We start from the raw sequence: 26,996 nt of genomic DNA, 5'->3' as shown, positions 1-26,996 counted from the left end.
AGATCAAAGCCCCTCCAACTCCGCCATCAAATCACTCAACCGATCCACCTTCTCGGCACTGATCTCATTGCCTGCCACCCCCTCGATATACTCGGCCAACTCCGCCACGGTGCTGCACTCGAACATCGCCCGCAACGGCACATCGCGCTGCAGTGTCTTCTGCACCCGCGAGGCAATCTGCGTGGCCAGCAGCGAGTGCCCGCCCAGTTCGAAGAAGTTGTCCTGCACCCCGACCCGCTCGACCTTCAGCACCTCGGCCCAGATACCCGCCAACGTGGTTTCCAGTTCAGTGCACGGCGCCACATAGTCCTGATTGTGCAACTGGCCGATCTCCAGGGCCGGCAGGGCCTTGCGGTCGAGCTTGCCGTTGGCATTCAGGGGCAGGCGGTCAAGCCATAGCCAATGCAGTGGCACCATGTATTCCGGCAGTTCGGCACGCAGGCGTTGCTTGATGCGCTCCAACTGCTCGCTCGGGTCGAGTGTGGCATCGGCGGCCACCAGGTAGCCGACCAGATGTTTGCCATTGGCCCCCTCTTGCACACCCACCGCCGCGTCGCGCACGAGGGGTTGTTCATGCAGGCGCGCTTCGATTTCACCCAGTTCGATGCGGTAGCCGCGAATCTTCACCTGGTGGTCGATACGCCCGACATACTCCAGCACCCCATCGCTGCGACGCCGTGCCAGGTCGCCGGTACGGTAGAGGCGCTCACCAGGCGCGCCAAAGGGGTTGGGTACAAACACCTGGGCGGTGCGCAGCGGATCGCTGACATAGCCACGACCGACACCGGTGCCGGCGACGCACAACTCGCCCACCGCCCCTTGAGGCACCAGCTCTAAAGCGCCGTCCAGCAGGTACAAGCGGTTGTTGTCGGTCGGCGTACCAATCGGCAGGTAAGTGCCACGGGTCGACGCCAGATCGACGCGGAAGAACGCCACATCATCGGAGCATTCCGCCGGGCCGTAAGCATTCACCAGGCCAATCTGCGGGTAACGCAGCAGCCACTGATGGGCCAGCTCAGGTGGCATGGCCTCCCCGGTCGGCAACATCCAGCGCAGGCCCTCGAGGCTGATACGCTCCTGGGCCAGCATGCCCTGGATCAGCGACGGCACACTCTCCAGCACGGTGATGCCCTGTGCTTGAACATGGGCCAGCAACCCTTGCGGATCATGGGCGATGGTATTGGGCACAATGTCCACCCGTGCGCCAAACAGCGGCGCGGCGAGGAACTGCCACACAGAAATATCGAAGCTTTGCGACGCGGTCTGGGCAATCACATCGGCATCGCTCAGGTTCAGGTACGGCACCTTGCTCAACTGGTTATTGAGCATGCCACGCTGTTCGACCATCACGCCCTTGGGCAAGCCGGTGGAACCCGAGGTGTAGATCACGTAGGCAAGATTGTCCGGGCCGCTGTAGACACCGGGGTTTTCGCCACGGGCGGGCACTTCCTCCCACACCAGCAGTTGGCAATCAACCCCTTGCAGCAACTCGACGGCCTGCTCGCGGCACGCCTCGGTGCACACCAGCAGCGGCGTGCGGCTCATGTCGATGATGCGGCTCAGGCGCGGGCCGGGCAGCCCTGGGTCCAGCGGCAGGTAACCGGCACCGGCCTTGAAGCTGCCGATGATCATGCCGAGCAAGTCCAACCCACGTTCAGCCAGCAACGCCACCGGTTGGTCCAGGCCCACACCGGCCGCAATCAACGCGTGGCCCAGGCCGTTACTGCGGCGGTTCAGTTCGTCGTAGCTCCATTGCTGGTCCAGGCAACTGGCGGCGATGCGCTGCGGATGCTCTGCCACCTGGGCCTCGAACAGCTCGATGTAGCTCGTCTCCAGCGGATAGGCTCGCTCACTCTGGTTACAGCCCGCCACCAGAAATTCACGTTCCTGCTCGCCAATCAGCGCCAGCTCGGCCATGTCGCCATGGAAGCCCTGCACCAGCGCCAGCAACAGGCGCTTGAACTCAGCGAGCATGCCTTGCACGGTGCTTTCGTCGAAATAACGCTGGTCGTAGGACAGGTGCAAACCGAGGTCATCGCCGGGGTAGCACACCGCCGTCAGCGGGAAGTTGGTGTGGGTACGCCCGGAATCCGAGGTGGCGTTCAGGCTTTGTGCACGGTCCAGCACCGAGACTTCCACTGGCGCGTTCTCAAACACAAACAGGCTGTCGAACAGCGGCTGGCCTTTGGGCAATTCGCTGTGTTCCTGGATCGTCACCAACGGCAAGTATTCGTACTCGCGCAGTTGCATATTGCTGTCGAGCAAGGCGCTCAACCACTGGCGCACGCTGCAGCGCTCGCCGTCCTCGGGCAGTTTCACCCGCAGCGCAATGCTGTTGATAAACAGGCCGACGGTGCGTTGCATCTCGGGCATGTCCACCGGACGCCCGGCCACGGTGACGCCGAACAGCACGTCGCGATCGCCACTCAAACGCCGCAGCACCAGGGCCCACGCCGCCTGGGCGAAGGTGTTGACGGTGAGCTGATGCGCCTGGGCCAGTTCGCGCAACTGCGCACCGTCGCTGGCATCCAGGCGGGTGTAACAGTCGCCCACCACCATGCCGCCGCTGCCACCGGCGTGTTCGCGCAGGAACGGGCGGTCACTCGGGATCGGCGTGGCGCGCTCGAAGCCTTGCAAGTTTTGCTGCCACCACTGGCGCGCCTCGTTGAGGTCCTGGCGTTGCAGCCAGGCAATGTAGTCGCGATAGCGCGGCGGCGTCGCCAGTTGCGCATCGCGGCCTTCGCCCAGGGCTGTGTAGATATCGAAGAAGTCATTCATCAGCAGCGAACGGCACCAGGCATCGATCAGGATGTGGTGGTTGCTCATCATGAACCAGTAGCGCGCCTCGCCCACGCGAATCAGGCGCAAGTGGAAAGGCGCCTGGTTGAGCAGGTCAAAACCGGCTTCGCGCTCGGCCTTGAGCAAGGCTTGCAGACGCGGCTCCTGCTGATCCTGCGGGTCGGCGCTCCAGTCCAGGTACTCGATCGGCGTACTGCCGGGCTTGTGGATCACTTGCAGCATGTCTTCGCCGACGTTCCAGCAGAACGAGGCGCGCAAGGCCTCGTGGCGGGCAATCACCGCTTGCCAGGCCTGGGCAAAACGCTCCGGGTCCAGGGCGCTGTTGATGCGATAGCGGTCCTGCATGTAATACAGGCCGGTGCCGGGCTCCAGCAGGGTGTGCAGCAGCAAGCCTTCCTGCATCGGAGTCAGCGGGTAGACGTCTTCGATGGCGCTGGCCGGTACTGGCAAGGCGTCCAGTTGCACCTGGGTCAGGCGCGCCAGGGGGAAGTCGGACGGCGTGAGGCCACCGGCATCGTCCTGCAGGCAATGGGCGATAAGGCTGTGCAATTCGCCCAGGTAGGCCTCGGCCAGATCGCGAATCACCTGCTGATCATGCCGCTCACGGCTGAACGTCCAGCGTAGCACCAGCTCGCCGCCGTAGACCTGGCTGTCGATGCTCAGTTCATTGGGCAACGGCGCATCCGGGTCATGGGCCAGGCCGGCGGATTCCTCCAGCGGGTGGAACAGCGCGTCAGTGCCAAAGCTCTGGTCGAACTGACCCAGGTAGTTGAAGGTGACCTGCGCGCTCGGCAATGCGGCCATGCTCTGCTTGCACAGGTCATCGGCCAGGTAACGCAGCACGCCATACCCCAAACCTTTATGGGGCACGCCACGCAGTTGCTCCTTGATCGCCTTGATCGAGTCGCCCTGCTCGGCCTGCGGCGTCAGACGCAACGGATAGGCACTGGTGAACCAGCCCACGCTGCGGGTCAGGTCGATATCATCGAACAAGGTTTCGCGGCCATGGCCTTCCAGTTGGATCAGTGCCGAGGCCTGCCCGCTCCAGCGGCACAGTACGCGGGCCAAGGCGGTCAGCAACAGGTCGTTGACCTGGGTGCGATAGGCACTCGGCGCCTGTTGCAGCAACTGCCGGGTGCGCTCGGCATCCAGGCGCACGCTGACCGTTTCGGCATCGCTATTGCGCCGTGCGCCTTGGGGACGCTGTACTGGCAAGGCCACGGTGGGGCCAGCTAGTTGCGCTTGCCACAGGCTCAGCTCTTCGCGCAGTGACTCACTGTGGGCATAGGCTTGCAAACGTGCAGCCCAATCACGCAGCGCGCTGGTTTTGGCCGGCAGGCTGACGGACTGGCCTTCACTGAGTTGGCGATAAACATTTTGTAGGTCTTCCAGCAGGACGCGCCACGACACGCCGTCCACCACCAGGTGATGGATGGCGATCAGCAAGCGCTGCTGGCCTTGCGGCCCGTCCACCAGCAAGGCGCGCAGCAGCGGCCCCTGTGCCAGGTCGAGGCTGCGCTGAGTGTCGGTGAACAACGCCGTGCACGCCTGCATGTCACGCACCTGCGCCTGCAGCAGCACGCCGCCTTCCGGCACGCCCAGGTGTTCGGCATGCCATTGCGCATCGCGCGGGGTAAAGCTCAAGCGCAGCGCGTCGTGGTGTTCCAGCACCGCCAGCAGCGCTTGCTCCAGGCGATGGGCATCGAGCAGTTGCAGTGGCTTGAGCACCAATGCCTGGTTCCAGTGCTGGCGCGCCGGGATATCGGTGTCGAAGAACCAGTGCTGAATCGGCGTGAGGCCCGAGGGGCCGGTCAGCAGCCCTTGCTCGGCGATGACGCGTTCCGAGCGGGTGGCCACGGCAGCCAGGCTCTGAACCGTCTGGTGCTGGAACAGGTCACGGGGGCTGAAATGAATCCCGGCCTGGCGCGCACGGCTCACCACCTGGATCGACAGGATCGAGTCGCCGCCCAGTTCAAAGAAGTTATCGTCGAGGCCCACTTGCTCCACGTTCAGCACCGCGCACCAGATGGCGGCCAGGCTGTGTTCCAGCTCGCTGCGCGGCGCCACGTAGGCTTGGCGATTGGCCTCTGGGTCCGGCTCAGGCAAGGCGCGGCGGTCGAGCTTGCCGTTGGCGGTCAGCGGCATGCTCTGCAGCACGATCAGATGCGCGGGCACCATGTAGTCCGGTAGTTGCGCCTTGAGGTGCGCCTTCAACGCGTCGCGCAAGGCGGCGTGCTCGGCATCGCTGACCAGGTACGCCACCAATTGCTTGCCGCTCGGCGCATCCAGTGCCAGCACCACCGCTTCGCGCACAGCGTCATGTTCGAGCAAGCGCGTTTCGATTTCGCCCAGTTCGATGCGAAAACCGCGGATCTTCACCTGATGATCGATGCGCCCCAGGTACTCCACCAGGCCATCGGCGCGTTGGCGTACCAGGTCGCCGGTGCGGTACAGGCGCCCGCCCTTGCCAGCAAACGGGTCTGCGACAAAACGCTCCGCCGTCATCCCCGGCCGCTGGTGATAACCCTGGGCCAGGCCGGCACCACCGATGTACAGCTCACCGCTGGCGCCCTGGGGCACCAGCGCCAGGTCGGCGTCGAGAATGTAAGCCACGCGCTCGCCGACGATGCTGCCGATCGGCACACTGCCAGCGCCCTCCTCCAACTGCTCGGGCGCCAGGCTGGCCAGGGGCATCACCACGGTTTCGGTGGGGCCGTAGGCGTTGAAGAACAGCTGGGGCGTGAACGCTGCGCGGATGCGTTGCAGGTGTTCGCCGGTCAAGGCTTCGCCACCGGTGATGCACATGCGCACCGGCAGCGTCTGTTGCTGGGTCGCCAGCCACTGCGCCAACTGGCTGCCGTAGCTCGGGGTGAAACCGAGCACATTGATGCGATGGGTACGGATCAGCGCGCAGATTTCTTCGGCATCCCACTGGCCCTGGGCGCGCAATACCACCCGCGCCCCGCACAGCAGCGGCACCAGCAAACGCTCGGTGGCAGCATCGAAGTTGATCGAGTAAAAGTGCAGCTCGCAGTCATCCGGGCGCATATCAAAGCGCTCGATCACCGCCTGGCAATGCATGGCGATCTCACCGTGGGACACCACCACGCCTTTGGGCTTGCCCGTGGAACCCGAGGTGTAGATGAGGTACGCCTGGTGTTGCGCCAGACTCACGAACGGCAGCGCTTCGGCGGGGTAATTCGCCAGCACCGGCGAGTCATCCTCCAGGCACCAGCACGCCACCGTCGCCGGCAATTCACCCAGGGCTTCGAACAGGGCCGCATCACTGAGCAGCAGGCCGATGCTACTGTCTTCGATCATGTAATGCAGGCGGTCCAGCGGATATTCGGGGTCCAGCGGCACATAGGCACCGCCGGCCTTGAGGATCGCCAGCAAACCGACGACCATTTCCAGCGAACGCGGCAGCGCCAGGCCCACGCGCACCTGCGGGCCCACGCCACGCTCGCGTAGCATCCAGGCCAGGCGGTTAGCGCGCTCATCCAGTTGCGCATACGAGAGGGTCACACCGGCAAAGGTCAGCGCCGGGGCATCCGGCCGCTGGCTGGCCTGCTGGCTGAACAGTTGATGGATGCACTGGTCGAGGCGATGCTCGCCCTTCTCCACCCCCAGGCTGTCTTGCAAGGCGCGTTGTTCATCTGCGCTCAGCAACGGCAATTCGCTCAGGCGCTGGCCAGGATCGGCGACCAACGCTTCAAGCAAGTTGCGCCAATGCTCGGCCATACGCGCAATACGCGGCTCGTCGAACAGGTCGGTGCTGTAGGTCAGGCAGCAACCCAGGCGATGGTCGAGGTCGGTGACTTCCAGGTTGAGGTCGAACTTGGTCGCCCGCGCATCGTTGGCCAGGTACTCCACGGTCATGCCAGCCAGTTGGCGGCTTTGCTGGAATTCCCAGCGCTGCACGTTGCACATCACCTGGAACAACGGGTTGTACGCCGCGCTGCGCGGCGGTTGCAGGGCTTCCACTAGATGGTCGAACGGCAGGTCCTGGTGGGACTGGCCCTCGATCACGGTATGGCGCACCTGCTCGAACAGCTCGCTGACCCGCATCTGCCCAGTGAGCTGGCAACGCAGCACCTGGGTATTGAGGAACGCGCCAATCAAGCCTTCGCTTTCCGGACGGATACGGTTGGCCACTGGCGCGCCGATGCGCAGGTCGGTCTGGCCGCTGTAGCGGTAGAGCAACACCGCCAGGGTCGCGGTCATGGTCATGAACAGCGTGAGGCCGTGCTGGGCGTTGAAGGCTCGCACGCGGGCGGCCAGCTCATCGCTCAAATCAAACCGGTACAGCTCGCCCCGATGGCTTTGCACCGGTGGCCGCGGACGGTCGCCGGGCAATTCCAGCAACGGGTGTTCGTTGCCCAGTTGGGCGGTCCAGTAGTCCAGCTGACGCTGGCGCTCACCGGCTTCCATCCACTGGCGTTGCCATACGCTGTAGTCGAGGTACTGCACCGGCAACGCTGGCAGCGGTGAGTCGCGCTCGTCGATAAAGGCTTCGTACAAGGCGCTGAGTTCACGGGCAAAGATGTCCATGGCCCAGCCTTCGGTGACGATATGGTGCAGGGTCAGCACCAGGTAATGTTCCTGCTCGCCGGCCTTGACCAGGCAGGCGCGCAAAAGCGGCCCGGTTTCCAGGTTGAACGGCGTGTGCGCCTCGACATCGGCCAGTTGCTGCAAACGCTGCTGGCGCTGCGGCTCATTCAGCGCGGAGAAATCCTGCCAGTCCATGCGCACATTGGTTTGCGCCGAGACCTTTTGACAGGCCACACCATCGACACTTGGGAAAGTGGTGCGCAGGGTTTCGTGACGCATGATCAAGGCCTGCAAGGCGGCCTCGAAACGCCCCACATCCAGCACGCCGCGCAGGCGCGCCATGCCGCCGACGTTGTAGGCCGGGCTGTCCGGTTCCATCTGCCAGAGGAACCACATGCGCTGCTGGGAATAGGACAAAGGGACCGGCTGGCTGCGGTCGACTTTGGCGATGGCAGTCTGTTGGTTGCGCTGGCCCGCCGCCTGCATCAGCCCGACCTGCTGGGCAAAATCGCCCAGCTCGCTGGCTTCGAACAGCGTGCGCAGGGGCAGTTCGACGTCGCAGGCCTGGCGGGTGCGGGAGATGATTTGCGTGGCCAGCAACGAGTGCCCGCCGAGTGCGAAAAAGTCATCGCGCAGGCCGATGCGTGGCAGGCCAAGCACCTCGCGCCAGATCGCGGCGATTTGCAGTTGCAAAGGTGTGTGCGGTTCGACGTGTTCGCGGGTTTGCCATACCGGCTCTGGCAAGGCACGCCGGTCGAGCTTGCCGCTGGGGCTCAGGGGCATGGCGTCAAGGCGCATCAGCAGCGCGGGCACCATGTACTCCGGCAACTCGGCGGCCAGGGCGGTTTTGACCCTTTGCTCATCCAGTTCGGTGTCGGCGGTGTAGTAGCCGATCAACTGTGCATCACGCTCCAGCACCACGGCCTGGGCAACGCCTACCTGGGCCAGCAGGCGCGCTTCGATTTCTTCCGGCTCCACCCGGAACCCCCGCAGTTTGACCTGCTGATCGAGGCGTCCGAGGTATTCGAGCACGCCATCGGCGTTCCAGCGCGCACGGTCACCGGTGCGATACAAGCGGGTGCCCGCCGCGCCCAGCGGGTCGGCGACAAAACGTTCGGCTGTCAGCCCGGCACGGCCCAGGTAACCCCGCGCCAGGCCGATACCGCCGATGCACAGTTCGCCCGGCACACCGGCCGGCAACGGGTTGAGCTGCTCGTCCAGTACGCGGCAGATCACATTGCCCAACGGCCGGCCAATCGGCGAGCGCTCGCCATCCGAGGCGGCGCACTGCCAGTGGGTGACGTTGATCGCGGTTTCGGTCGGGCCATAGCGGTTGTGCAACTGCACCGCTGGCAAGCGCGCCAGTACACGGTTACGCAGTTCGGCGGGCAAGGCTTCGCCGCCGGAGAACAGGTGACGCAGGCTGGTGCATTCGGCCACCAGCGGCTCGTCGATAAACAGCTGCAACAGCGGCGGCACGAAGTGCAGCGTGGTCACCCCATGTTCCTGCACAAGCTGCGCGATGCGGTGCGGGTCGCGATGTTCGCCCGGCCCGGCCAATACCAGGCGGCAGCCGGCAATCAATGGCCAGAAGCATTCCCACACCGACACGTCGAAACTGATCGGCGCCTTTTGCATCAGCACATCGGTTTCGTTCAGTTGATAGGTGGCCTGCATCCACTGCAAACGCTCGGCCAGGGCGCCGTGGGTGTTGCCCACGCCTTTGGGTTGGCCGGTGGAACCGGAGGTGTAGATCACGTAGGCGAGGTTATCGCCATGCAGGTGCAAGCCTGGCGCCTGGGTCGGCCAGCTGTCGAGGTGCAGGCTGTCCATGGCAATCACGCACACGCCTTCGGCGCTGGGCAGTTGGGGCAGCAACGCGGTCTGGGTGAGCAGCAGTTGCACGCCGCTGTCCTTGAGCATGTAGGCCAGGCGTTCGGCGGGGTAATCCGGGTCCAGCGGCACGTAGGCGCCACCGGCCTTGATGATGGCGAGCAGGCCGATCAGCAGTTGCGGCGAACGCTCGGCGGCGATGGCCACGCACACGTCCGGGCCGACGCCTTTGTCGCGCAGGTAATGGGCCAGGCGGTTGGCCTGGGTGTGCAATTGGGCGAATGTCAGGCTGCCGTCCTGCCAGACCAATGCGGTGGCGTCCGACGTCTGTTGGTTGAGCAGCTCGGGCAGCCAGTGCCGGGCCGGCGCGCAGGGGGCCTCGCTCCAGGGTTGCTGCTCGTCAGCCTGCATCAACGGCAGATCGCCGATGGCGTGTTGTGGTTGCGCGCACACAGCGTGAAGTAGATGGATGAAGTGCTCGGCCAGACGCTGGATGGTCGCGCAATCGAACAGCTCGTCGGCGTAGTCGAACGACAGGCTCAAGCGCCCATTGCGGTCTTCTTCGCTGTGCAGTTGCAGGTCGAACTTGGCTTCGCGGCTGTGCCAGGGCAACTCATCGGCCAGCAGGCCCGGCAGGCGGCGCAAGGCACTGAGGTCGCGCTGCTGGTGGTTGAACATGACCTGGAACAGGCCCTGCTCGCGGGCCTGGGGGAAGGCTTCCAGCAGTTGTTCGAAGGGCAGGTCCTGATGCGCCTGGGCGGCCAGTGTGGTCTCGCGGGTGGCGGCCAACAGCTGGTTGAACGGCAGGCGCCCGTCCAGCTCGGCGCGCAGCACCAGGGTGTTGATAAAGAAGCCGATCAGGCCCTGGGTTTCATGGCGTGGGCGGTTGGCATTGGGCACGCCGATACGGATGTCGCGCTGGCCGCTGTAGCGATAGAGCAAGGTCTGGAACGTCGCCAGCAGCAGCATGAACGGTGTTGAGTCATGGGCCTGGGCGGTCTGGCGGATCGCCGCACTGAGGCGCGCATCCAGGCGCTGGCTATGGCGCGAGGCGCTGTGCCGATGCTGGGCGGCACGCGGGTGATCGGTGGCCAGGTTCAGGGCCGGATGCTCGTCACCCAACTGCGCTTTCCAGTACGTCAGCTGTCGCTGGCCCTCGCCTTCGGCCAGCCATTGGCGCTGCCAGCTGCCGTAGTCGGCGTATTGCAAGGCCAGCGGCGGCAGCTCCAGAGACTGGCCTTGGGCGGCAGCGGCGTACAGGCGCGAGAACTCGTCGATCAGGATATTCAGCGACCAACCGTCAGCAATGATGTGGTGCAGCGTCACCAGCAGTTGGTGCTCTTCATCGCCCAGGCGCACCAGGGTAACCCGAAGCAACGGGCCTTTTTCCAGGTCGAACGGGCTGCGCGCCTGGTCTTCGCGAACCTCTTGCGCACGGGCTTCGCGCTCGGTGTTGGGCAGGTCACTGAGGTCGATGATCGGCAGTTCGAAATCCGCCGTAGCCTCGACACGCTGGAACGCCTGGCCGTCGCGCTCGCAGAAGCGCGTGCGCAGGGCTTCGTGACGCTGGATCAGTTGCTGGAAGCTGTGGCGCAGTGCGTCTTCATCCAGCTCGCCGCGCAGGTGCAAGGCGCCGGGAATGGTGTAGGCACTGCTGTGAGGGTCCAATTGCCAGGTGATCCACAGGCGGTTCTGTGCCAGGGATTGGGGCAGGTCTTCTTGACGTGACAGCACGTGGATTGCGCCTTGGGCCACGCCGCCATCCTGTTGCAGTTGCGCGACGGCCGTGGCGAAGGCGGCGAGGGTCGGCGCTTCGAACAGCAGGCGCAGGCTCAGTTCCAGCCCCAGGCTTTCGCGCAGGCGGGCGACCACTTGGGTCGCGGTGATGGAGTTGCCCCCCAGCAGGAAAAAGTGATCGTCGCCCGCCACATGAGCCAGTTGCAGTTGTTCGCACCAGATCGCCGCGATCTGCTGTTGCAGGTCCGATTCCAGCGCCACTTCGCTCGCCTGCCCCGGCTGCCCGGGGAACTGCGCGTAGCTGTCGAGGCTGCCATCGGCATGCCGAATCGCACAGGCCGCACGCTGCACTTTGCCGCTGGAGGTCTTCGGCAAAGCGCCTGGGTTGAGCAGCACCACCACGCTCGGAGCTTGCTGGCAGGCCTCGGCCACGGCTTGGCGGATCGCTTTGATCAGCGCTTCGGGCGGCAGGATTTTCTGCACGCTGCGGCTGATTTCCGCGGCGATGCCGATGCCTTCCAGGCCCTGGTCATTGACCGCAAACGCGGCGACCCGACCCTTGCGCACCACTTCCACTTCGCGCTCGATGGTCTGTTCGATGTCCTGGGGGTAAAGGTTGTGGCCGCGCACGATCAGCAGGTCTTTCAGGCGCCCGGTGATGTACACCTCACCGTCGCGGATAAAACCCAGGTCACCGGTGCGCAACCAGGTGCGGCCAGCATGCTGAACGAAGGTCTTGGCGCTGGCTTGCGGGTTGCGCCAGTAGCCGTGGGCGATGCTCGGGCCCGTGGCCCAGAGTTCGCCGACGCACTGGTCGGGCAGCTCGGTGAGGGTGTGCGGGTCGGCGATCAGCACGGCGTGGTCCGGCTGGCTGGTGCCGCAACTCATGATCGCAGGGCCCTGCCCCGGTTCGGCACGGTTGGCGGCCAGCGCCTGTTCGTCCAGGCGCAGGGCGGGAATGCCATGGCCACGGGTGCCGCCGGCGACAAACAGGGTGGCTTCGGCCAGGCCGTAGGAGGCGAAGAAATTATTCGGGGTGAAACCACAGGCCGCGAATTTTTCCGCGAAGCGTTCCAGGGTGTCGAGGCGGATCGGCTCGGAACCCGAATAGGCGACGCGCCAGCGACTCAAATCCAGGCGCTCCAGGGCCGACTCACTGACCCGTTCGCTGCACAGGCGGTAGGCGAAGTCCGGGCCACCGCTGATGGTGCCGCCGTATTCGCTGATCGCCTCCAGCCAGCGCAAAGGTCGGCCAAGGAAGTAGGCCGGCGACATCAACACGCAGGGCACGCCGCTGAAGATCGGTTGCAGCAGGCCGCCGATCAGGCCCATGTCGTGGTACAGCGGCAACCAACTGACGATCACGTCGTCGGGGTTGAGGTCGATGCCAAAACCACGGCGGATCAGCACTTCGTTGGCCACCAGGTTGCCGTGGCTGACTTGCACGCCTTTGGGCAATGCGGTGGAGCCAGAGGTGTATTGCAGGAACGCGATGTCGTCGGCCTTGAGGTCGGGCTCGACCCACTGGTCGGCCTGCTGCGCCTCCAGGGTGTCGACGCTCAACACCTTGGGCGCGTTTTCAATCTGCGCCAGGCCCTCGCTGAGGCTGGCAATGGTCAACAGCAGCCGCGGCTCGGCATCGCTGATGATCGACAGCAGGCGCTCCTGGTGATGACGACGCGTGGATTCCGGTGGATACGCCGGCACCGCGATCACCCCGGCGTACAGGCAACCAAAGAACGCCGCCACATAGTCCGGGCCGCTCGGGAACAGCAACACCGCACGCTCGCCCAGGCCAGCGTTGGCTTGCAAGGCAGCGGCGATGGTGCGGGCGCGTTGGTCGAGGTCGCGATAACTGAGCACCACACTGTGCTCGGCACTCTCGGCGAGGAAGCGCAACGCCACCTGGTCCGGCGTCTGCGCAGCACGCTGTTGAAGGGACTGGACCAGGGTGCGGGGGAGTTCGAAGGCGTCCATCATGGGGTTCCTGCCTGAAATCGGCTTACGGGAAATTCGGGAAGAAGTCGGTGGGGTTCAGCCGGCGACGAGCTGCCGCGTCGCACCAATGCGCCAGCGCGCCAAGTGCTCGTCGGCATAGCGACGCACGCAGCGCAGCACGGCGCTTTCGTGCTGCACGAGGAAGAAGTGATGGCCGTCAAACATGTCCAGGGAAAACCCACTGGCGGCGTCGAGTTGCCAGTCGAGCAACTGGTCGGCACGCACGCTGTCTTGCTTGCCACCGAACACGTGAATCGGCAGCGTCAGAGGCTGACGCTCGCCATAGGTGAAACTGCCGCACAGCAGGAAATCAGCGCGCAGGATCGGCAACATCAGTTGCATCAGCTCGGGGTTGGCCAGGGCTTCTTCGGCGGTGCCCTGCAATTCGCGCAGCCGGGCAATGAGTTGGGCATCGGTCTTTTCGACGGCGTACTCGCTCACATCACGACGCGCCGGGCCCGCCGTGCCGGACACGAACAACGCCAGGGGCGCGGGCAGATTGCGCGCGTTTAAAGCGTGAGCCAATTCAAACGCCAACAGCCCGCCAAGGCTGTGGCCGAACAAGGCATAGGGGCCATCCAGATCACGGCTGATTTCTTCAGCAAGCTGCGCGGCCAAGGCCTTGATATCGCGCTGCAATGGCTCGTCCATGCGCATGCCGCGTCCCGGCAATTCCAGCGGGCACACTTGCAGCCAGTCCGGCAGGACCCGGCGCCAGCGAGCGTAGACCGAGGCGCTGGCGCCTGAGTGGGGCAGGCAAAACAGGCGCAGCCGCAGGGACGTACTCATCCCGTGAGGACTCCGAACTGAAACACGCTGAATGCACGATAAAAACCCATCTGGTCCTCCTGCGGGTGCTGATCCTTGGCCGTTGTACTAACGAACCTGTCACCCATGAGAACGGACGGAGCCTTCAAATAATTAGTCGCCGGGGGCGAGCGAGACGTGGTTCACACCTTTGCCCAAGGCATAAGATTAGTTCGTCTTCTCATTTGACAATCATTATCATTAAGCATAATTTGTTGCCCGATATGTAGGAGGCCTCAGCAGGGATGCCCTCCCCTAACCTATTCGCAGCAAGGTGATTTCCATGACGGAACAAGTATCCACAGGCAGGTGCGATTCACCCCTTCTCCAGGCGTTCGTCGACAATCGACTGATTTTGGTGAAGATCGCGGCCCGTATCACCGGGTGCCGCTCCCGCGCCGAAGACGTGGTGCAGGACGCCTACTTCCGGCTGCAGTCGGCGCCGACCATCACCTCATCGTTCAAGGCCCAACTGAGTTATCTGTTTCAGATCGTGCGCAACCTGGCGATCGATCATTACCGCAAGCAGGCCCTGGAGCTCAAATACTCCGGGACCGAGGAGGAAGGCTTGAATGTGGTTATTCACGGCGCTTCACCGGAAACCTCGCACATCAATTTCAACACCCTGGAAAACATCGCCGACGCCCTGACGCAACTGCCCCAGCGCACCCGCTACGCGTTCGAGATGTACCGCTTGCATGGCGTGCCGCAAAAAGACATCGCCAAGGAGCTTGGGGTGTCTCCGACCTTGGTGAACTTCATGATTCGCGATGCGCTGGTGCATTGCCGCAAGGTGTCGGGCAGTCATAGCGATACGTTTGCGCGGCGGGTTTAATGCAGCGCCGACATATGTGGGTAAGGGCTCCACGGAAACTACGATGCGAAGCGAGCCGCTCTTGATCTTGATCTGCTTGTGATCTTGATCTGCTTGTGATCTTGATCTGGCTTTTGATCTTAGGCGCCCCGTTAAACCACGCTGGCCGGAATTCGACAGGGATTTGGGGGGTAAACCGGCAGGGATGCCGGTTTAGCCGCCCCGCGCCATGGATGGCGCGTGGCGGCGGCCCCCCAAATCACTGGCGGATTACGGGCACACCGAGCCTAGGCGAGGTGCCGAGTGGTGGGGCAAGAGCGTTTTGCTTACTTTTGCGCTTTTCAAAAGTGAGCCGCTGTAAAAGCGGAACCCTAAGTAGCCGTTACCGCAGGAATGGATATGTACACGGTCCAACTGTGTTGACTGTCAGGCCGTCTTCGCAGGCAAGCCAGCTCCCACAGTTGATCCCACTGAGCCCGAAGGATTTTACTTGCTAAGACCTCAGGGCAGCGCCGTCACATCAATACGATACGGCTCAAAAATCTTCAGCATCTGGCCACTGTCGCGCAGACGCTTGAGCAGTTCGGCAAACGCCGGACCAGTGATCGGTGCCTTGGGCCGCAACAACGCGTAGTGGTGATACACCTGGTCAATACGCTCCGACACCAAAAACTGCCCCGCCATGTCTGCGTTGCGCACCATGAAATCACTCAGGTACGAACGGGTAACCAGCGCAATATCCGCACGCCCACGAGCAACCATCAGCAGATTACTGTCATGGGAATAGGTCAACGTCGCATTGAAACGCTCGGCCATGTTCTTGGGATCGGGATTGAAGTCGGCAAAGGCATAGTGATACCCGCTGAATACCGCCAGGCGCTTACCGGTGAGGTCGGTGAAGTAGCTCTGGTCGCGCCCGGGTTGACGCTGGGCAACGAATATTTCCGCATCTTCCAGCCCCATATCAACACTGGTATGGGCAATATTCTGCCAACCCCAGGACGGGTTTTCGAAGATGGCCATGTCGACCCGGCCTTGCTCGAAGTCACGAAAACGCCGGGGGATGGAGGTAGGCACCACCACGAACTGGTAATCCGTTTGCGCAGCGTTCAACGCCTCGACCAATTGCGGCAGCAACCCGGTGTCGGCGCCTTGTTCAGGGCGTACGGTGTAGGGCGGAAAATGCGCCGCGCCGATTCTCACCAACTGCGCGGCACCGGCCTGCGTCCACGCGGCGGTGCCCAGTGCCCATAAAGTAAGTCCTGCAGCCAGCCGCCATGGCGAAAACATCGAGGCACGCACCGTTGAAGAGTTCAATGCCGATAAGCTAGGCGTTTTTACTGGGGGAGACAACTTTCGCCAGCAAATTAATAACTTGCGCCTCAGTCCGACTTCAGCACCATCAACAAGGCCTCTTCGGCCAACTCCTCAAGGGTCAGGCTGCCTTGGGCGCGAAACCAGGTGGTGGTCCAGGACAAGGCGCCAGTGAGGAAGCGCCGGGTGATAAACACATCGCCCCGGATGTAGCCAGCGGCCTTGGCCTCGCCCAGTACCTGCAACCAGATCTGCTCATACACGTCACGCAGGGCCAGCACGTGCGCCTGGCCTTCGGCCGACAGCGAGCGCCATTCGTAGACCAGCACCGCCATGGCCTCGCCACTGCCACCCATGATCGACTGCAACTCGCAGCGGATCAGCGCCAGCACGCGTTCGCGCACCGTGCTCGCCTCCTCCAGTGAAGCGCGCATCATCGCGGTGTTGTAATGGATGGTTTCCTCCATCACCGCACGCAATATCTCATCCTTGCTCTTGAAGTGATGAAAGATGCTGCCGGACTGGATGCCCACGGCGCTGGCCAGATCTCGCACAGTGGTGCGCTCGAAACCCTTGTTGCGAAACAGATGAGCTGCGGTTTGCAGCAACTTGCCGCGGGCGCTCTCGGGGTCGGTCAATTGGCCACCATCGACCATGGTGCGCATCACCCCCAGGGCTTTGTGCTCATCCATGCTGCTCTCCTTCACGTCTACTGTCGTCTTGGCCGGCAATTTAGGCCGTGACTGCCACCCAAGCAAGCGCTTGGGTAAAACTTGTGACTGGAGTTTACAAACCAAGCGCTTGCTTGGTAGTCTCGGCACCAGCCCTTGGAGGAAGGATTTCTCATGAGCAAGACGGTACGTATCGGCTGCGCCAGCGCCTTCTGGGGCGACACCTGCACCGCCGCCGCCCAATTGGTGCAGGGCGGTGCCTTGGATTACCTGGTGTTCGATTACCTGGCGGAAGTCACCATGTCGATCCTCGCCGGTGCCCGCCTGAAAGACCCCAAGGCCGGTTACGCCACGGATTTTGTCGAGGTGCTTACGCCCCTGCTGGCGGATATCCAGCGCCAGGGCATCCGAGTGATCAGCAATGCCGGCGGTATCAACCCCCAGGCCTGCGCCGCCGCCCTGCAAGCGGCCTGCGATAACGCCCACATCCCGCTGAAAATCGCCGTGTTGCTGGGTGATGACCTGCACCCTCAACTCAAACAGCTGCCGACTGTCACCGACCTGTACAACGGGGCCCCGCTGCCGCCCCTGTGCGTGTCCGCCAACGCCTACCTCGGCGCACCGGGCATTGCCCAGGCATTGGGGCTCGGCGCCGATATTGTCATCACCGGCCGGGTGGTCGACAGCGCAGTGGTCAGCGCGGCACTGGTGCATGAATTCAATTGGTCATGGCAGGACTACGATCACCTGGCCCAGGCCGCCCTGGCCGGGCATATCATCGAATGCGGCGCCCAATGCACCGGCGGTAACTTCACCGACTGGCGTGACGTGCCCGACTACGAACACATCGGCTTCCCTATCGTCGAAGTCAGCGCCGACGGCCAGTTCACCGTCAACAAGGTCGAAGGCAGCGGCGGGCTGATCAGCGAACTCAGCGTGGCCGAACAACTGCTGTATGAAATCGGTGACCCGCGCGCCTATGTGCTGCCGGACGTGATCTGCGATTTCAGCCAGGTCAAACTGCAGCAACAAGGCAAACACGCGGTGCGCCTGCACGGCGCCAAGGGCCTGCCACCCACCGACCAGTACAAGGTCAGCGCCACTTACCCCGATGGCTTTCGCTGCACCGCCAGTTGCCTGCTCGCCGGCATCGACGCGGTGGCCAAGGCCGAGCGGGTCAGCCAGGCGCTCATCAACAAGACTTCGGAGCTGTTCAGCCAGCGCGGCTGGGCGCCCTACACCGACGTCAACATCGAACTGCTTGGCAGCGAAGCCACCTACGGCGCCCACGCCCGGCGTGCGGATTGCCGTGAAGTGGTGATGAAGCTGGCGGTGCGGCATCCGAACAAGCAGGCGCTGGTGCTGTTCGCTCGCGAGATCGCCCAGGCGGCCACCGGCATGGCACCGGGGCTGACCGGCATTGTTGGCGGGCGGCCGACGGTGTATCCGCTGATTCGGCTGTTTTCGTTCCTGGTCGACAAATCACGGTGTAGCGTCGCCATCGAGTACCAAGGCCAACGTCATGCCGTCGAGCTGCCCGCCTCCGCGCCTCTGCTCACGCCGGCTGTGCCCATCGAGCCGGCCAAGCCGGAGGGCCGTGCCGATGCCAGTGTGCCGCTGGTGAAACTCGCCGTGGCGCGCTCTGGTGACAAGGGCAACCACAGCAATATTGGCGTGATCGCCCGCCACCCCGACTACCTGCCGTGGATCGCCGAAGCCCTGACCCCGGAGGTGATCGTCGACTGGATGGACCACGTGCTCGACCCGATCCATGGCCGCGTCGAACGCTGGTACTTGCCCGGCAGCCACAGCCTCAACTTCCTGCTGGAAAACGCCCTGGGCGGCGGCGGTATCGCCAGCCTGCGCATCGACCCGCAAGGCAAAGCCTTCGCTCAGCAACTGCTGGAAATCCCCATCGCCGTGCCGCAATACATTGCCGATCAACTCACCTAAAGGACCGTCGCCGTGGCCTTCGACTCGATCTTCAAAGCCGACCTGTTCAAGGGGCAAACCGTGATTGTCACCGGCGGCGGCAGTGGCATTGGCCGCTGCACCGCCCATGAGCTGGCGGCCCTTGGTGCCTGCGTGATCCTGGTGGGGCGCAAGCCAGAAAAACTGCAGAAGGTCGCGGCGGAAATTGCTGAAGATGGCGGCGTCGCCCATTGGCATGCCTGTGACATTCGTGAGGAAGAGGCGGTGAAAGCGCTGGTCACGCAGATCCTGCACGACCACGGCCCCATCCATGGCCTGGTGAATAACGCGGGCGGCCAATACCCGTCGCCACTGGCGGCGATCAATCAGAAGGGCTTTGAAACCGTACTGCGCACCAACCTGGTGGGCGGTTTCCTGATGGCGCGGGAAGTGTTCAACCAGTCGATGAGCAAGCACGGTGGCGCGATCGTCAACATGCTCGCCGACATGTGGGGCGGCATGCCCGGCATGGGCCACTCCGGCGCGGCGCGCTCCGGCATGGACAACGTCACCAAGACCGCCGCGTTTGAGTGGGGCTATGCCGGGGTGCGCGTCAACGCCGTGGCGCCTGGCTGGATTGCCTCCAGCGGCATGGACACCTACGAAGGCGCGTTCAAGGCGGTGATTCCCACCCTGCGTGAGCATGTACCGCTCAAGCGCATCGGCACCGAGTCGGAAGTCAGCGCGGCCATCGTCTTCCTGCTCAGCCCGGCTGCGGCCTTTATCAGCGGTAGCACCCTGCGCATCGACGGCGCCGCCAGCCTGGGCAGCCGCGCATGGCCGCTGCACAAGGCGCAGGCGCCGAGCGAGCCATTCAACGGGTTCCACCGCGCCTACCTGCCGGATGTGCTCAAGGCGGAGCAATAACGCCATGTCAGTCATTGAAACCATGATCGAGCCTAACAGCCCAGCGTTCGCGCAAAACCGCGAAGCCATGCTGGCGTCCATTGCCCAGCTACGCCAACTGGAACACACCCTGCTGGCCAAGGCCCAGGAAGCCAAGCCCAAGTTCGACAAGCGCGGCCAATTGCTGCCCCGTGAGCGCCTCAACCTGCTGCTGGACCCCGGCGCGCCTTTCCTGGAGCTGGCCAGTCTGGCCGGCTACAAACTCCACGACGACAAGGACGGTAGCGCCGCCGGTGGCGGGCTGATCGCTGGTATCGGCTATGTCAGCGGCGTGCGCATGCTGGTGGTGGCCAACAACAGCGCGATCAAAGGCGGCACCATTTCCCCCTCCGGGCTGAAAAAATCCCTGCGCCTGCAACAGATCGCCATGGAGAACAAACTGCCAGTGGTGACCCTCGCCGAAAGCGGCGGCGCCAACCTCAACTACGCAGCCGAGATTTTCGTCGAAGGCGCGCGCAGCTTTGCCAACCAAGCCCGCATGTCCGCCATGGGCTTGCCGCAGATCACCGTGGTGCACGGCTCGGCGACGGCCGGCGGTGCGTATCAGCCGGGGCTGTCGGATTACGTGGTGGTGGTGCGCGGCAAGGCCAAGCTGTTCCTCGCCGGGCCACCGTTGCTCAAGGCCGCCACTGGCGAAGTCGCCACCGATGAAGAACTGGGGGGTGCGCAGATGCACGCGCAAACCGCCGGCACCGCTGAGTACCTGGCCCAAGACGATGCCGACGGCGTGCGCATCGTGCGTGAAATTGTGGGCCTGCTGCCCTGGAATGATCGCTTGCCGCACGCGCCACCCCGCGCCTATCGCGAACCGCTGTACCCGATTGAAGAGCTGTTGGGGCTGATCCCCGATGACCCGAAAAAGCCCTATGACGTGCGCGAAATCCTGGTGCGCCTGGCCGACGGTTCCAACCTGCTGGAATTCAAAGGCGAGTTCGACCCCCACACCGTCTGCGCCCATCTGCATATCCAGGGGCGCGCCGTGGGAGTGATCGGCAATAACGGCCCCATCACGCCGAAGGGCGCGAGCAAGGCCGCGCAGTTTATCCAGCTGTGCGACCAGAGCCGCACGCCGCTGCTGTTTTTGCACAACACCACCGGCTTCATGGTGGGCACCGAGTCGGAACAGCAAGGGGTGATCAAGCACGGCGCGAAGATGATCCAGGCGGTCGCCAATGCCCGTGTGCCTAAACTCACCATCGTGGTCGGGGGTTCCTACGGTGCCGGCAACTACGCCATGTGCGGTCGCGGCCTGGACCCGCGCTTTATCTTCGCCTGGCCCAACAGCCGCACCGCGGTGATGGGCGGCGCACAAGCGGGCAAGGTGCTGCGCATTGTCACCGAGGCCAAGCAACTCAAGGACGGCCTGGTGCCCGACCCCAAGGTGCTCGACATGCTCGAACAGGTCACCGCGCAGAAGCTCGACAGCCAGTCCACCGCCCTCTACAGCAGCGCCAACCTGTGGGACGACGGGCTGATTGATCCACGGGATACCCGCACCTTGCTCGGGTTTGTGCTGGATATCTGTCACGAAGCCGAACTGCGGCAACTGCAACCGAACAGCTTTGGCGTGGCGCGCTGATCGTTCCCACGCTCCACGTGGGTGATCGTTCCCACGCTCCGCGTGGGAATGCAAACCAGGACGCTCCGCGTCCCAACAGGGAGAACAATAAAAATGATCTTCACCCAGGAACACCAGGAACTGCGCCGCACCGTGCGCGCCTTCGTCGACCGCGAGATCAACCCGTACGTGGATGAATGGGAAAAAGCCGGGCGCTTCCCCATTCACGAAATCTTCCGCAAGGCCGGCGACCTCGGCCTGCTGGGCATCTCCAAACCGGAAAAATTCGGCGGCATGGGCCTGGACTACAGCTACTCCATTGTCGCCGCCGAAGAGTTCGGCACCATCCGCTGCGGCGGCATCCCCATGTCCATTGGTGTGCAGACCGATATGTGCACTCCGGCCCTGGCGCGCTTCGGCTCCGATGAACTGCGCGAAGAGTTCCTGCGCCCGGCCATCAGCGGCGAACAAGTGGGCTGCATCGGCGTCTCGGAAACCGGCGCCGGCTCCGACGTGGCCGGGCTCAAGACCCATGCGCGCAAGGACGGCGACGACTACGTGATCAATGGCAGCAAGATGTGGATCACCAATTCGCCCAGCGCTGACTTCATCTGCCTGCTGGCCAACACCTCGGACGACAAGCCGCACATCAACAAATCCCTGATCATGGTGCCGATGAACAGCCCCGGCATCAGCGTCAGCCCGCCGTTGGAAAAACTCGGCATGCACAGCTCCGAGACCGCCCAGGTGTTTTTCGACGGCGTGCGCGTACCGCAACGCAACCGCATCGGCCACGAAGGCGCGGGCTTCATGATGCAGATGTTGCAGTTCCAGGAGGAACGCCTGTTTGGCGCGGCCAATATGATCAAGGGCCTGGAGTACTGCATCGACAGCACCATCGAATACTGCAAGGAGCGCCAAACCTTCGGCAAGGCGTTGATCGACAACCAGGTGATCCACTTCCGCCTGGCGGAACTGGCCACCGAAATCGAATGCCTGCGCGCCTTGGTCTACCAGGCCACCGAGCAGTACATCAAGGGCCAGGATGTCACGCGGCTGGCCTCCATGGCCAAACTCAAGGCCGGGCGCCTGGGCCGTGAGGTCAGCGACAGTTGCCTGCAATATTGGGGCGGCATGGGCTTCATGTGGGACAACCCGGTGGCCCGCGCCTATCGCGACGTGCGCCTGGTGTCGATTGGCGGCGGTGCCGACGAAATCATGCTGGGCATCATCTGCAAACTGATGGGCACCCTGCCCGGTAAAAAGCCATGAGCACCTTGCTGCTAGAAGCCCACAACGGCGTGCTGCATATCACCCTCAACCGGCCCGAATGCCGCAATGCAATGAGCCTTGAAATGGTCAATGAGCTGCGTGCGGTACTGGCGCAGTTGGACAGCCAGGTGCGCGCCGTGGTGATCAGCGGCGCGGGCGGGCATTTTTGCGCGGGGGCCGATGTGAAGGACCTGGTCAGCGCGGGGGATCAACTGCAAGCGTTGAACCGCGCATTTGGCACCTTGCTGCAAGAGGTGCAGGCACTGACACCCGTGGTGATCGCGGTGCTGCAAGGCGCGGTGCTGGGCGGTGGGTTCGGGCTGGCGTGCGTGAGTGATATTGCGATTGCAGAGGGCCAGGCGCAGTTCGGCTTGCCCGAGACCCGCCTGGGGTTGTTGCCGGCACAGATTGCGCCGTTTGTGGTCAAGCGTATTGGCCTTACTCACACGCGGCGCCTGGCGCTGACGGCGGCGCGGTTTGATGGGGTGGAGGCTGGGCGGCTGGGAGTGGTGCATTTTGTCGAGCACGACGCCCAGGCATTGGCGCAGCGGGTGGATGAGGTATTGGGGCAGGTGTTGCAGTGTGCGCCGGGGGCGAACGCACGGACTAAAGCGCTGTTGCTGGCCAGTGTGGATGAGCCCCTTGAGGCCGTGCTGGATCGCGGGGCGCAGTGGTTTGCCGAGGCGGTGAGGAGTGAAGAAGGGGTCGAGGGGACGCAGGCGTTTGTGCAGAAGCGAAAGCCGAGTTGGTCTCGATGACGCCATCGCAGGCAAGCCAGCTCCCACAGGGGGAGACATTTCAAATGTGGGAGCTGGCTTGCCTGCGAAGAAGCCCCAACACACGCCACATCCACCAAGGGATAACCCAATGCCCGCATTCACCAAGATCCTGATCGCCAACCGCGGTGAAATCGCCTGCCGCATCCAGCGCACTGCCCAGGCCCTCGGCTACCGCACCGTGGCCGTGTACAGCGACGCGGATACCGATGCCCTGCACGTGCAGATGGCCGACGAAGCCGTACACATCGGCCCGGCGCCCGTCCACCAGTCCTACCTGAACACAGAGGCCATCCTCGCCGCCGCCCAACTGACCGGCGCCGACGCCATTCACCCCGGCTACGGCTTCCTCTCGGAAAACCCCGACTTCGCCCGCGCCTGCCAGCAGGCCACGCTCACCTTCATCGGCCCCAGCGCCGAGGCGATCGAACTGATGGGCAGCAAACGCCTGTCCAAACTCGCCATGCTCGACGCCGGCGTACCTTGCATCGCCGGTTATCAAGGCAGTGCCCAGGACGATGCCACCCTGCAACGGGAAGCCGAACGCATCGGCTTCCCACTGATGATCAAGGCCAGCGCCGGCGGCGGTGGGCGTGGCATGCGCCTGGTGCACCAGCGCGAACAGCTGCTGGAGCAACTGCGCACCGCACGCTCGGAAGCCATGAATGCGTTCGGCAGCGACGAGCTGATCCTTGAACAGGCGCTGATCGACCCGCGCCACGTGGAAGTGCAGCTGTTCGGCGACAGCCATGGCAACCTCATTTACCTCGGCGAACGCGACTGTTCGATACAGCGCCGCCATCAGAAAGTCATTGAAGAAGCGCCCTGCCCCGTGATGACGCCCGATCTGCGCCAGGCCATGGGCGAAGCCGCGCTCAAGGCCGGGCGGGCGGTGAACTATGTAGGTGCCGGCACCGTGGAGTTTCTGCTCGACCGCAACGGCCAGTTTTATTTCCTGGAAATGAACACGCGCCTGCAAGTCGAACACCCCGTCACCGAGATGATTACCGGCCTCGACCTGGTGGACTGGCAGTTGCAGATCGCCGCCGGCCAACCGCTGCCACTCACCCAATCACAGGTGACCCTGACCGGCCACGCCATGGAAGTACGCCTGTACGCCGAAGACCCGGCCCAGGGCTTCCTGCCGCAAACCGGTGACGTGTTGCGTTGGGAACCAGCCCCCGGCGTACGCATCGACCATGGATTGCTTGAAGGCCAAACCGTCAGCCCGTTCTACGACTCGATGCTGGGCAAGATCATCGCCCACGGCGCCAGCCGCGAAGAAGCCCGGCGAAAACTGCTGCGGGCCGTGGAAGACAGCGTATTGCTGGGCGTGGCGACCAACCAGCGTTTGCTCATCGACCTGCTCAAGCACCCGGACTTTATCAATGGCGACTTCAGCACGGGGTTGATCGCCGAACACTTCAGCGTCATCCCACAGCAGACGGCGACCGCTGAACAGCTCAAGCTGGCCGCCGCGCTGTTTTATCAACACAGCGCCAACCAGCACACCCAAACACTTGCGCGCTGGCGCAATACGGCGAGTGTCCCGGTAACGTACCGTCTGGAGGCCAACGGCCAACTCCACAGCGTCAGCGTTGACGACCTGCAACTCACCACCGACGGCCGCCACGCCAGCCTGGTCATCAAGGGGGTCCGCCGACGCATCGCTTATCACCTGGACGGCAACCGGCTATGGCTACCAGGGCTGACTGTCACAGACCGCACCCAGCAAGTCGCCAGCCGCCAGGCCGACGCCAGCAGCGGCACGGTCCAGGCGCCCATGGACGGCGCCATCGTCGATATACGGGTGTGCGTCGGTGAGACCGTCAGCAAAGGCCAACTGTTGCTGGTGCTCGAAGCGATGAAAATGGAGCACCCGTTGAAGGCCGGCATCGATGGCACCGTCAAGGAGATGCGCGTCATGACGGGCGACCAGGTGCGCAACCGTCAGGTTTTGCTGGAGATCGAATAACGCCCCTAGGCGGAACTACAGGGCCGGGCTACGCTCTATCCCCATCAGGAAGGGACGAGTACGGGAACCTGCACATGCCTCATTGGCTGATTATTGACCTTGAAGCCACAACGGATGACGGCGGCTGGCCCGTGACAGAGATGGAAGTCATCGAGATCGGCGCCAGCCTGGTCAACCGCCAGGGCCGCGAACTGGACCACTTCCAGCGCTTTGTGCGGCCCTTGCGCCGGCCGTTGCTGACACCCTTTTGCCGCAAACTCACCCATATCACCCAGGCCAATATCGACATGGCCGCGCCGATCACCGAGGTGTGGCCGCTGTTCGAGCGCTGGCTGGGCCAACATCAGCCACGCCTGGAAGGCTGGGCCAGTTGGGGTGACTATGATCGCGTGCAGCTTGAGCTGGAGTGGCAGCGCCATGGCCTCGCCAGCGCCCTGGGCGATACGCCGCATGTGAACCTCAAGCAACGCTTTGCCAAGGCCCGGCGCCTGGACAAGCCGCTGGGGCTCAATGGTGCGCTGCAATTGGCAGGAATGCAGTTCAATGGCCAGCAGCATCGCGCCCTGGAGGATGCACGCAACACCGCACGCCTGCTGCCGCTGATATTGCCGGTCTAGGCAGCGCTTGCAGCCTTGGGCATACTGGCCAGCCAATTTCCTTTGATGCTGCCCACCTGCACCAACGAAATCCTGTGGCGAGCAAGCTTGCTTGCGCTGGGGTGCGAAGCTCCCCCAAAAAACGGGGACTGCTACGCAGTCAACGGGAGCAAGCTCCCTCGCCACAGAAGCCCGCGCCTGCAGTGATGAGCGTAAGCATCCATCTTTTCCGAGGATTCACCCATGTTCAAAGTCAACGAGTACTTCGACGGCACCGTCAAGTCGATCGCTTTCGGCACCGCAGAAGGGCCGGCGACCATCGGCGTGATGGCTCCGGGTGAATACGAATTCGGCACCGCCCAACGTGAAATCATGCACGTGGTCTCCGGCGCCCTGACCGTGAAGCTGCCCGACAGCAGCGACTGGGAAACCTTCGCTGCCGGCAGCCAGTTCAACGTACCGGCCAACAGCAAGTTCCAGTTGAAGGTTGCGGTGGACACCGCCTACCTGTGTGAATACCGCGGCTAAGCGGTACCCGGCACACAAAAAGCCCGTCTCCCACGAGACGGGCTTTTTTATTCCAGCACCGTTACCGGCATGCCGACTTCCAGGCGCCCGATGCCATCGTTGACCAGGTTCTGGCCGAACATCGCGCCCTTTTCGGTCTGGCGGTAGGTTTGCAGCGTCGCGAAAGGCTCGCGGTCGGGGCTGCGCTCACCGGTCTGGGGGTCGACTGTGGTGAGGATGCACCGCGAGCACGGCTTGACCACCCGAAACTCCACGTCGCCGATGCGCAAGCGCTTCCAGCCGTCTTCGGCGAAAGCCTCGGCGCCCTCGATGACCAGGTTGGGACGAAAACGCAGCATCTCCATCGGGCGGCCGATCTTTTCACACAAGTCGTCGAGGGAGCCCTGGCCGATCAACAGCAACGGGTAGCCGTCAGCGAAGCCGACCTTGTCGTCATCCTTGCCATACCCGGCTTCGGTGGTGCGCGCACGTTCCAGGGGCAGTTGCACCAAGCGCGTCGGCTTGCCAATGAATGCACTGACCCAGGCCGCGGCCTCATCGCCAGCATCCGGCACACGCAGGGTGTCGCGCCAGATGGTCACACCACGCAGTTCGCTGGCGCTGCCCGGCAATGCCACATCCAATGGCGCGTAGCCCGGCGAACTCAGGGTCAGGCCCCCGCTGCTGTTCCACAACGCCGAGAGCTGGCTCATCTTCGCCACGGCCCGTTGCGTCAGGAACCGCCCGCTGGCTTCATCCACCAGCATCCAGCGTCGATCCCCGTCCAACCCGAGTTTATCCAGGCCAATCTGCTGCAAGGCTTCGGCCTTGCCGGACTTCAAGGGGTAACGGTACAACGCGCTGAGACGCAGCATGGGCCTGCCTTCCTAGGAAACAAAGTGTCATCCTAA

14 protein-coding genes are annotated in these 26,996 nt (G+C 63.6%); 9 read left to right on the top strand and 5 right to left on the bottom strand.

Annotated elements, in window-relative coordinates; translation table 11 throughout:
• Positions 1–3 precede the first annotated feature (3 nt).
• Both GIW79_RS07750 and GIW79_RS07745 read right to left on the bottom strand, forming a co-directional pair.
• Positions 4–12,900: a non-ribosomal peptide synthetase gene (locus tag GIW79_RS07750; RefSeq protein ID WP_236454905.1), complete on the bottom strand. Its 12,897-nt coding sequence runs from the start codon at positions 12,898–12,900 to the stop codon at positions 4–6.
• A gap of 54 nt (positions 12,901–12,954) precedes the next feature.
• Positions 12,955–13,707, bottom strand: coding sequence for a thioesterase II family protein (locus GIW79_RS07745; RefSeq protein ID WP_057976982.1), 753 nt, complete (start codon positions 13,705–13,707; stop codon positions 12,955–12,957).
• A gap of 301 nt (positions 13,708–14,008) precedes the next feature.
• Between GIW79_RS07745 and GIW79_RS07740 the strand changes: the two genes are divergently transcribed.
• Complete coding sequence (locus tag GIW79_RS07740; RefSeq protein ID WP_032904207.1) at positions 14,009–14,560, top strand: RNA polymerase factor sigma-70; 552 nt, start codon at positions 14,009–14,011, stop codon at positions 14,558–14,560.
• Between the two features lie 480 nt (positions 14,561–15,040).
• On the opposite strand, the gene GIW79_RS07735 is transcribed toward GIW79_RS07740, so the two are convergent.
• Positions 15,041–15,829, bottom strand: a complete 789-nt coding sequence (locus tag GIW79_RS07735; RefSeq protein ID WP_236456548.1) for a substrate-binding periplasmic protein — start codon at positions 15,827–15,829, stop codon at positions 15,041–15,043.
• Positions 15,830–15,921: 92 nt separating this feature from the next.
• Complete coding sequence (locus GIW79_RS07730; protein WP_034126813.1) at positions 15,922–16,545, bottom strand: TetR/AcrR family transcriptional regulator; 624 nt, start codon at positions 16,543–16,545, stop codon at positions 15,922–15,924.
• A 153-nt stretch (positions 16,546–16,698) separates the two neighbouring features.
• Here GIW79_RS07730 and GIW79_RS07725 point away from each other — a divergent pair, with 153 nt between their 5' ends.
• The 8 genes from GIW79_RS07725 to ppnP all read left to right on the top strand — a co-directional run bounded on the left by GIW79_RS07725 (position 16,699) and on the right by ppnP (position 26,106).
• On the top strand, positions 16,699–18,477 hold the full coding sequence (locus GIW79_RS07725) for an acyclic terpene utilization AtuA family protein (protein WP_236456546.1): 1,779 nt from the start codon (positions 16,699–16,701) through the stop codon (positions 18,475–18,477).
• 12 nt (positions 18,478–18,489) lie between these two features.
• On the top strand, positions 18,490–19,362 hold the full coding sequence (locus GIW79_RS07720; protein WP_034126811.1) for an SDR family oxidoreductase: 873 nt from the start codon (positions 18,490–18,492) through the stop codon (positions 19,360–19,362).
• A 4-nt stretch (positions 19,363–19,366) separates the two neighbouring features.
• Positions 19,367–20,980 carry an acyl-CoA carboxylase subunit beta gene (locus tag GIW79_RS07715; RefSeq protein WP_236477362.1) on the top strand — a complete coding sequence of 538 codons (1,614 nt, stop codon included), beginning with the start codon at positions 19,367–19,369 and terminating at the stop codon, positions 20,978–20,980.
• Between the two features lie 93 nt (positions 20,981–21,073).
• Positions 21,074–22,231 carry a citronellyl-CoA dehydrogenase gene (gene atuD, locus GIW79_RS07710; RefSeq protein WP_054896351.1) on the top strand — a complete coding sequence of 386 codons (1,158 nt, stop codon included), beginning with the start codon at positions 21,074–21,076 and terminating at the stop codon, positions 22,229–22,231.
• Entirely contained in the window at positions 22,228–22,989 is a 762-nt protein-coding gene (locus GIW79_RS07705; protein WP_072448050.1) for an enoyl-CoA hydratase/isomerase family protein, read from the top strand. The genes atuD and GIW79_RS07705 overlap by 4 nt, the downstream gene beginning before the upstream one ends.
• Before the next feature lie 109 nt (positions 22,990–23,098).
• A complete protein-coding gene (locus GIW79_RS07700; RefSeq protein WP_197901268.1) occupies positions 23,099–24,982 on the top strand; it encodes an acetyl/propionyl/methylcrotonyl-CoA carboxylase subunit alpha in 1,884 nt (627 codons plus the stop codon).
• 74 nt (positions 24,983–25,056) lie between these two features.
• Positions 25,057–25,599: an exonuclease domain-containing protein gene (locus tag GIW79_RS07695; RefSeq protein WP_019818536.1), complete on the top strand. Its 543-nt coding sequence runs from the start codon at positions 25,057–25,059 to the stop codon at positions 25,597–25,599.
• A gap of 222 nt (positions 25,600–25,821) precedes the next feature.
• Complete coding sequence (gene ppnP, locus GIW79_RS07690) at positions 25,822–26,106, top strand: pyrimidine/purine nucleoside phosphorylase (RefSeq protein ID WP_003226701.1); 285 nt, start codon at positions 25,822–25,824, stop codon at positions 26,104–26,106.
• 47 nt (positions 26,107–26,153) lie between these two features.
• Here the strand turns inward: ppnP and GIW79_RS07685 are convergent, their stop codons facing one another.
• Entirely contained in the window at positions 26,154–26,960 is an 807-nt protein-coding gene (locus GIW79_RS07685) for an MOSC domain-containing protein (RefSeq protein ID WP_089041952.1), read from the bottom strand.
• Between the last annotated feature and the right edge of the window lie 36 nt (positions 26,961–26,996).

It is taken from the genome of Pseudomonas sp. PA-7-1E (assembly GCF_021605325.1).
GTDB lineage: Bacteria > Pseudomonadota > Gammaproteobacteria > Pseudomonadales > Pseudomonadaceae > Aquipseudomonas > Aquipseudomonas fluorescens_BV.
Note: the sequence above shows the minus strand (reverse complement) of the source record. Positions and strands in the feature narration are given on the sequence as shown.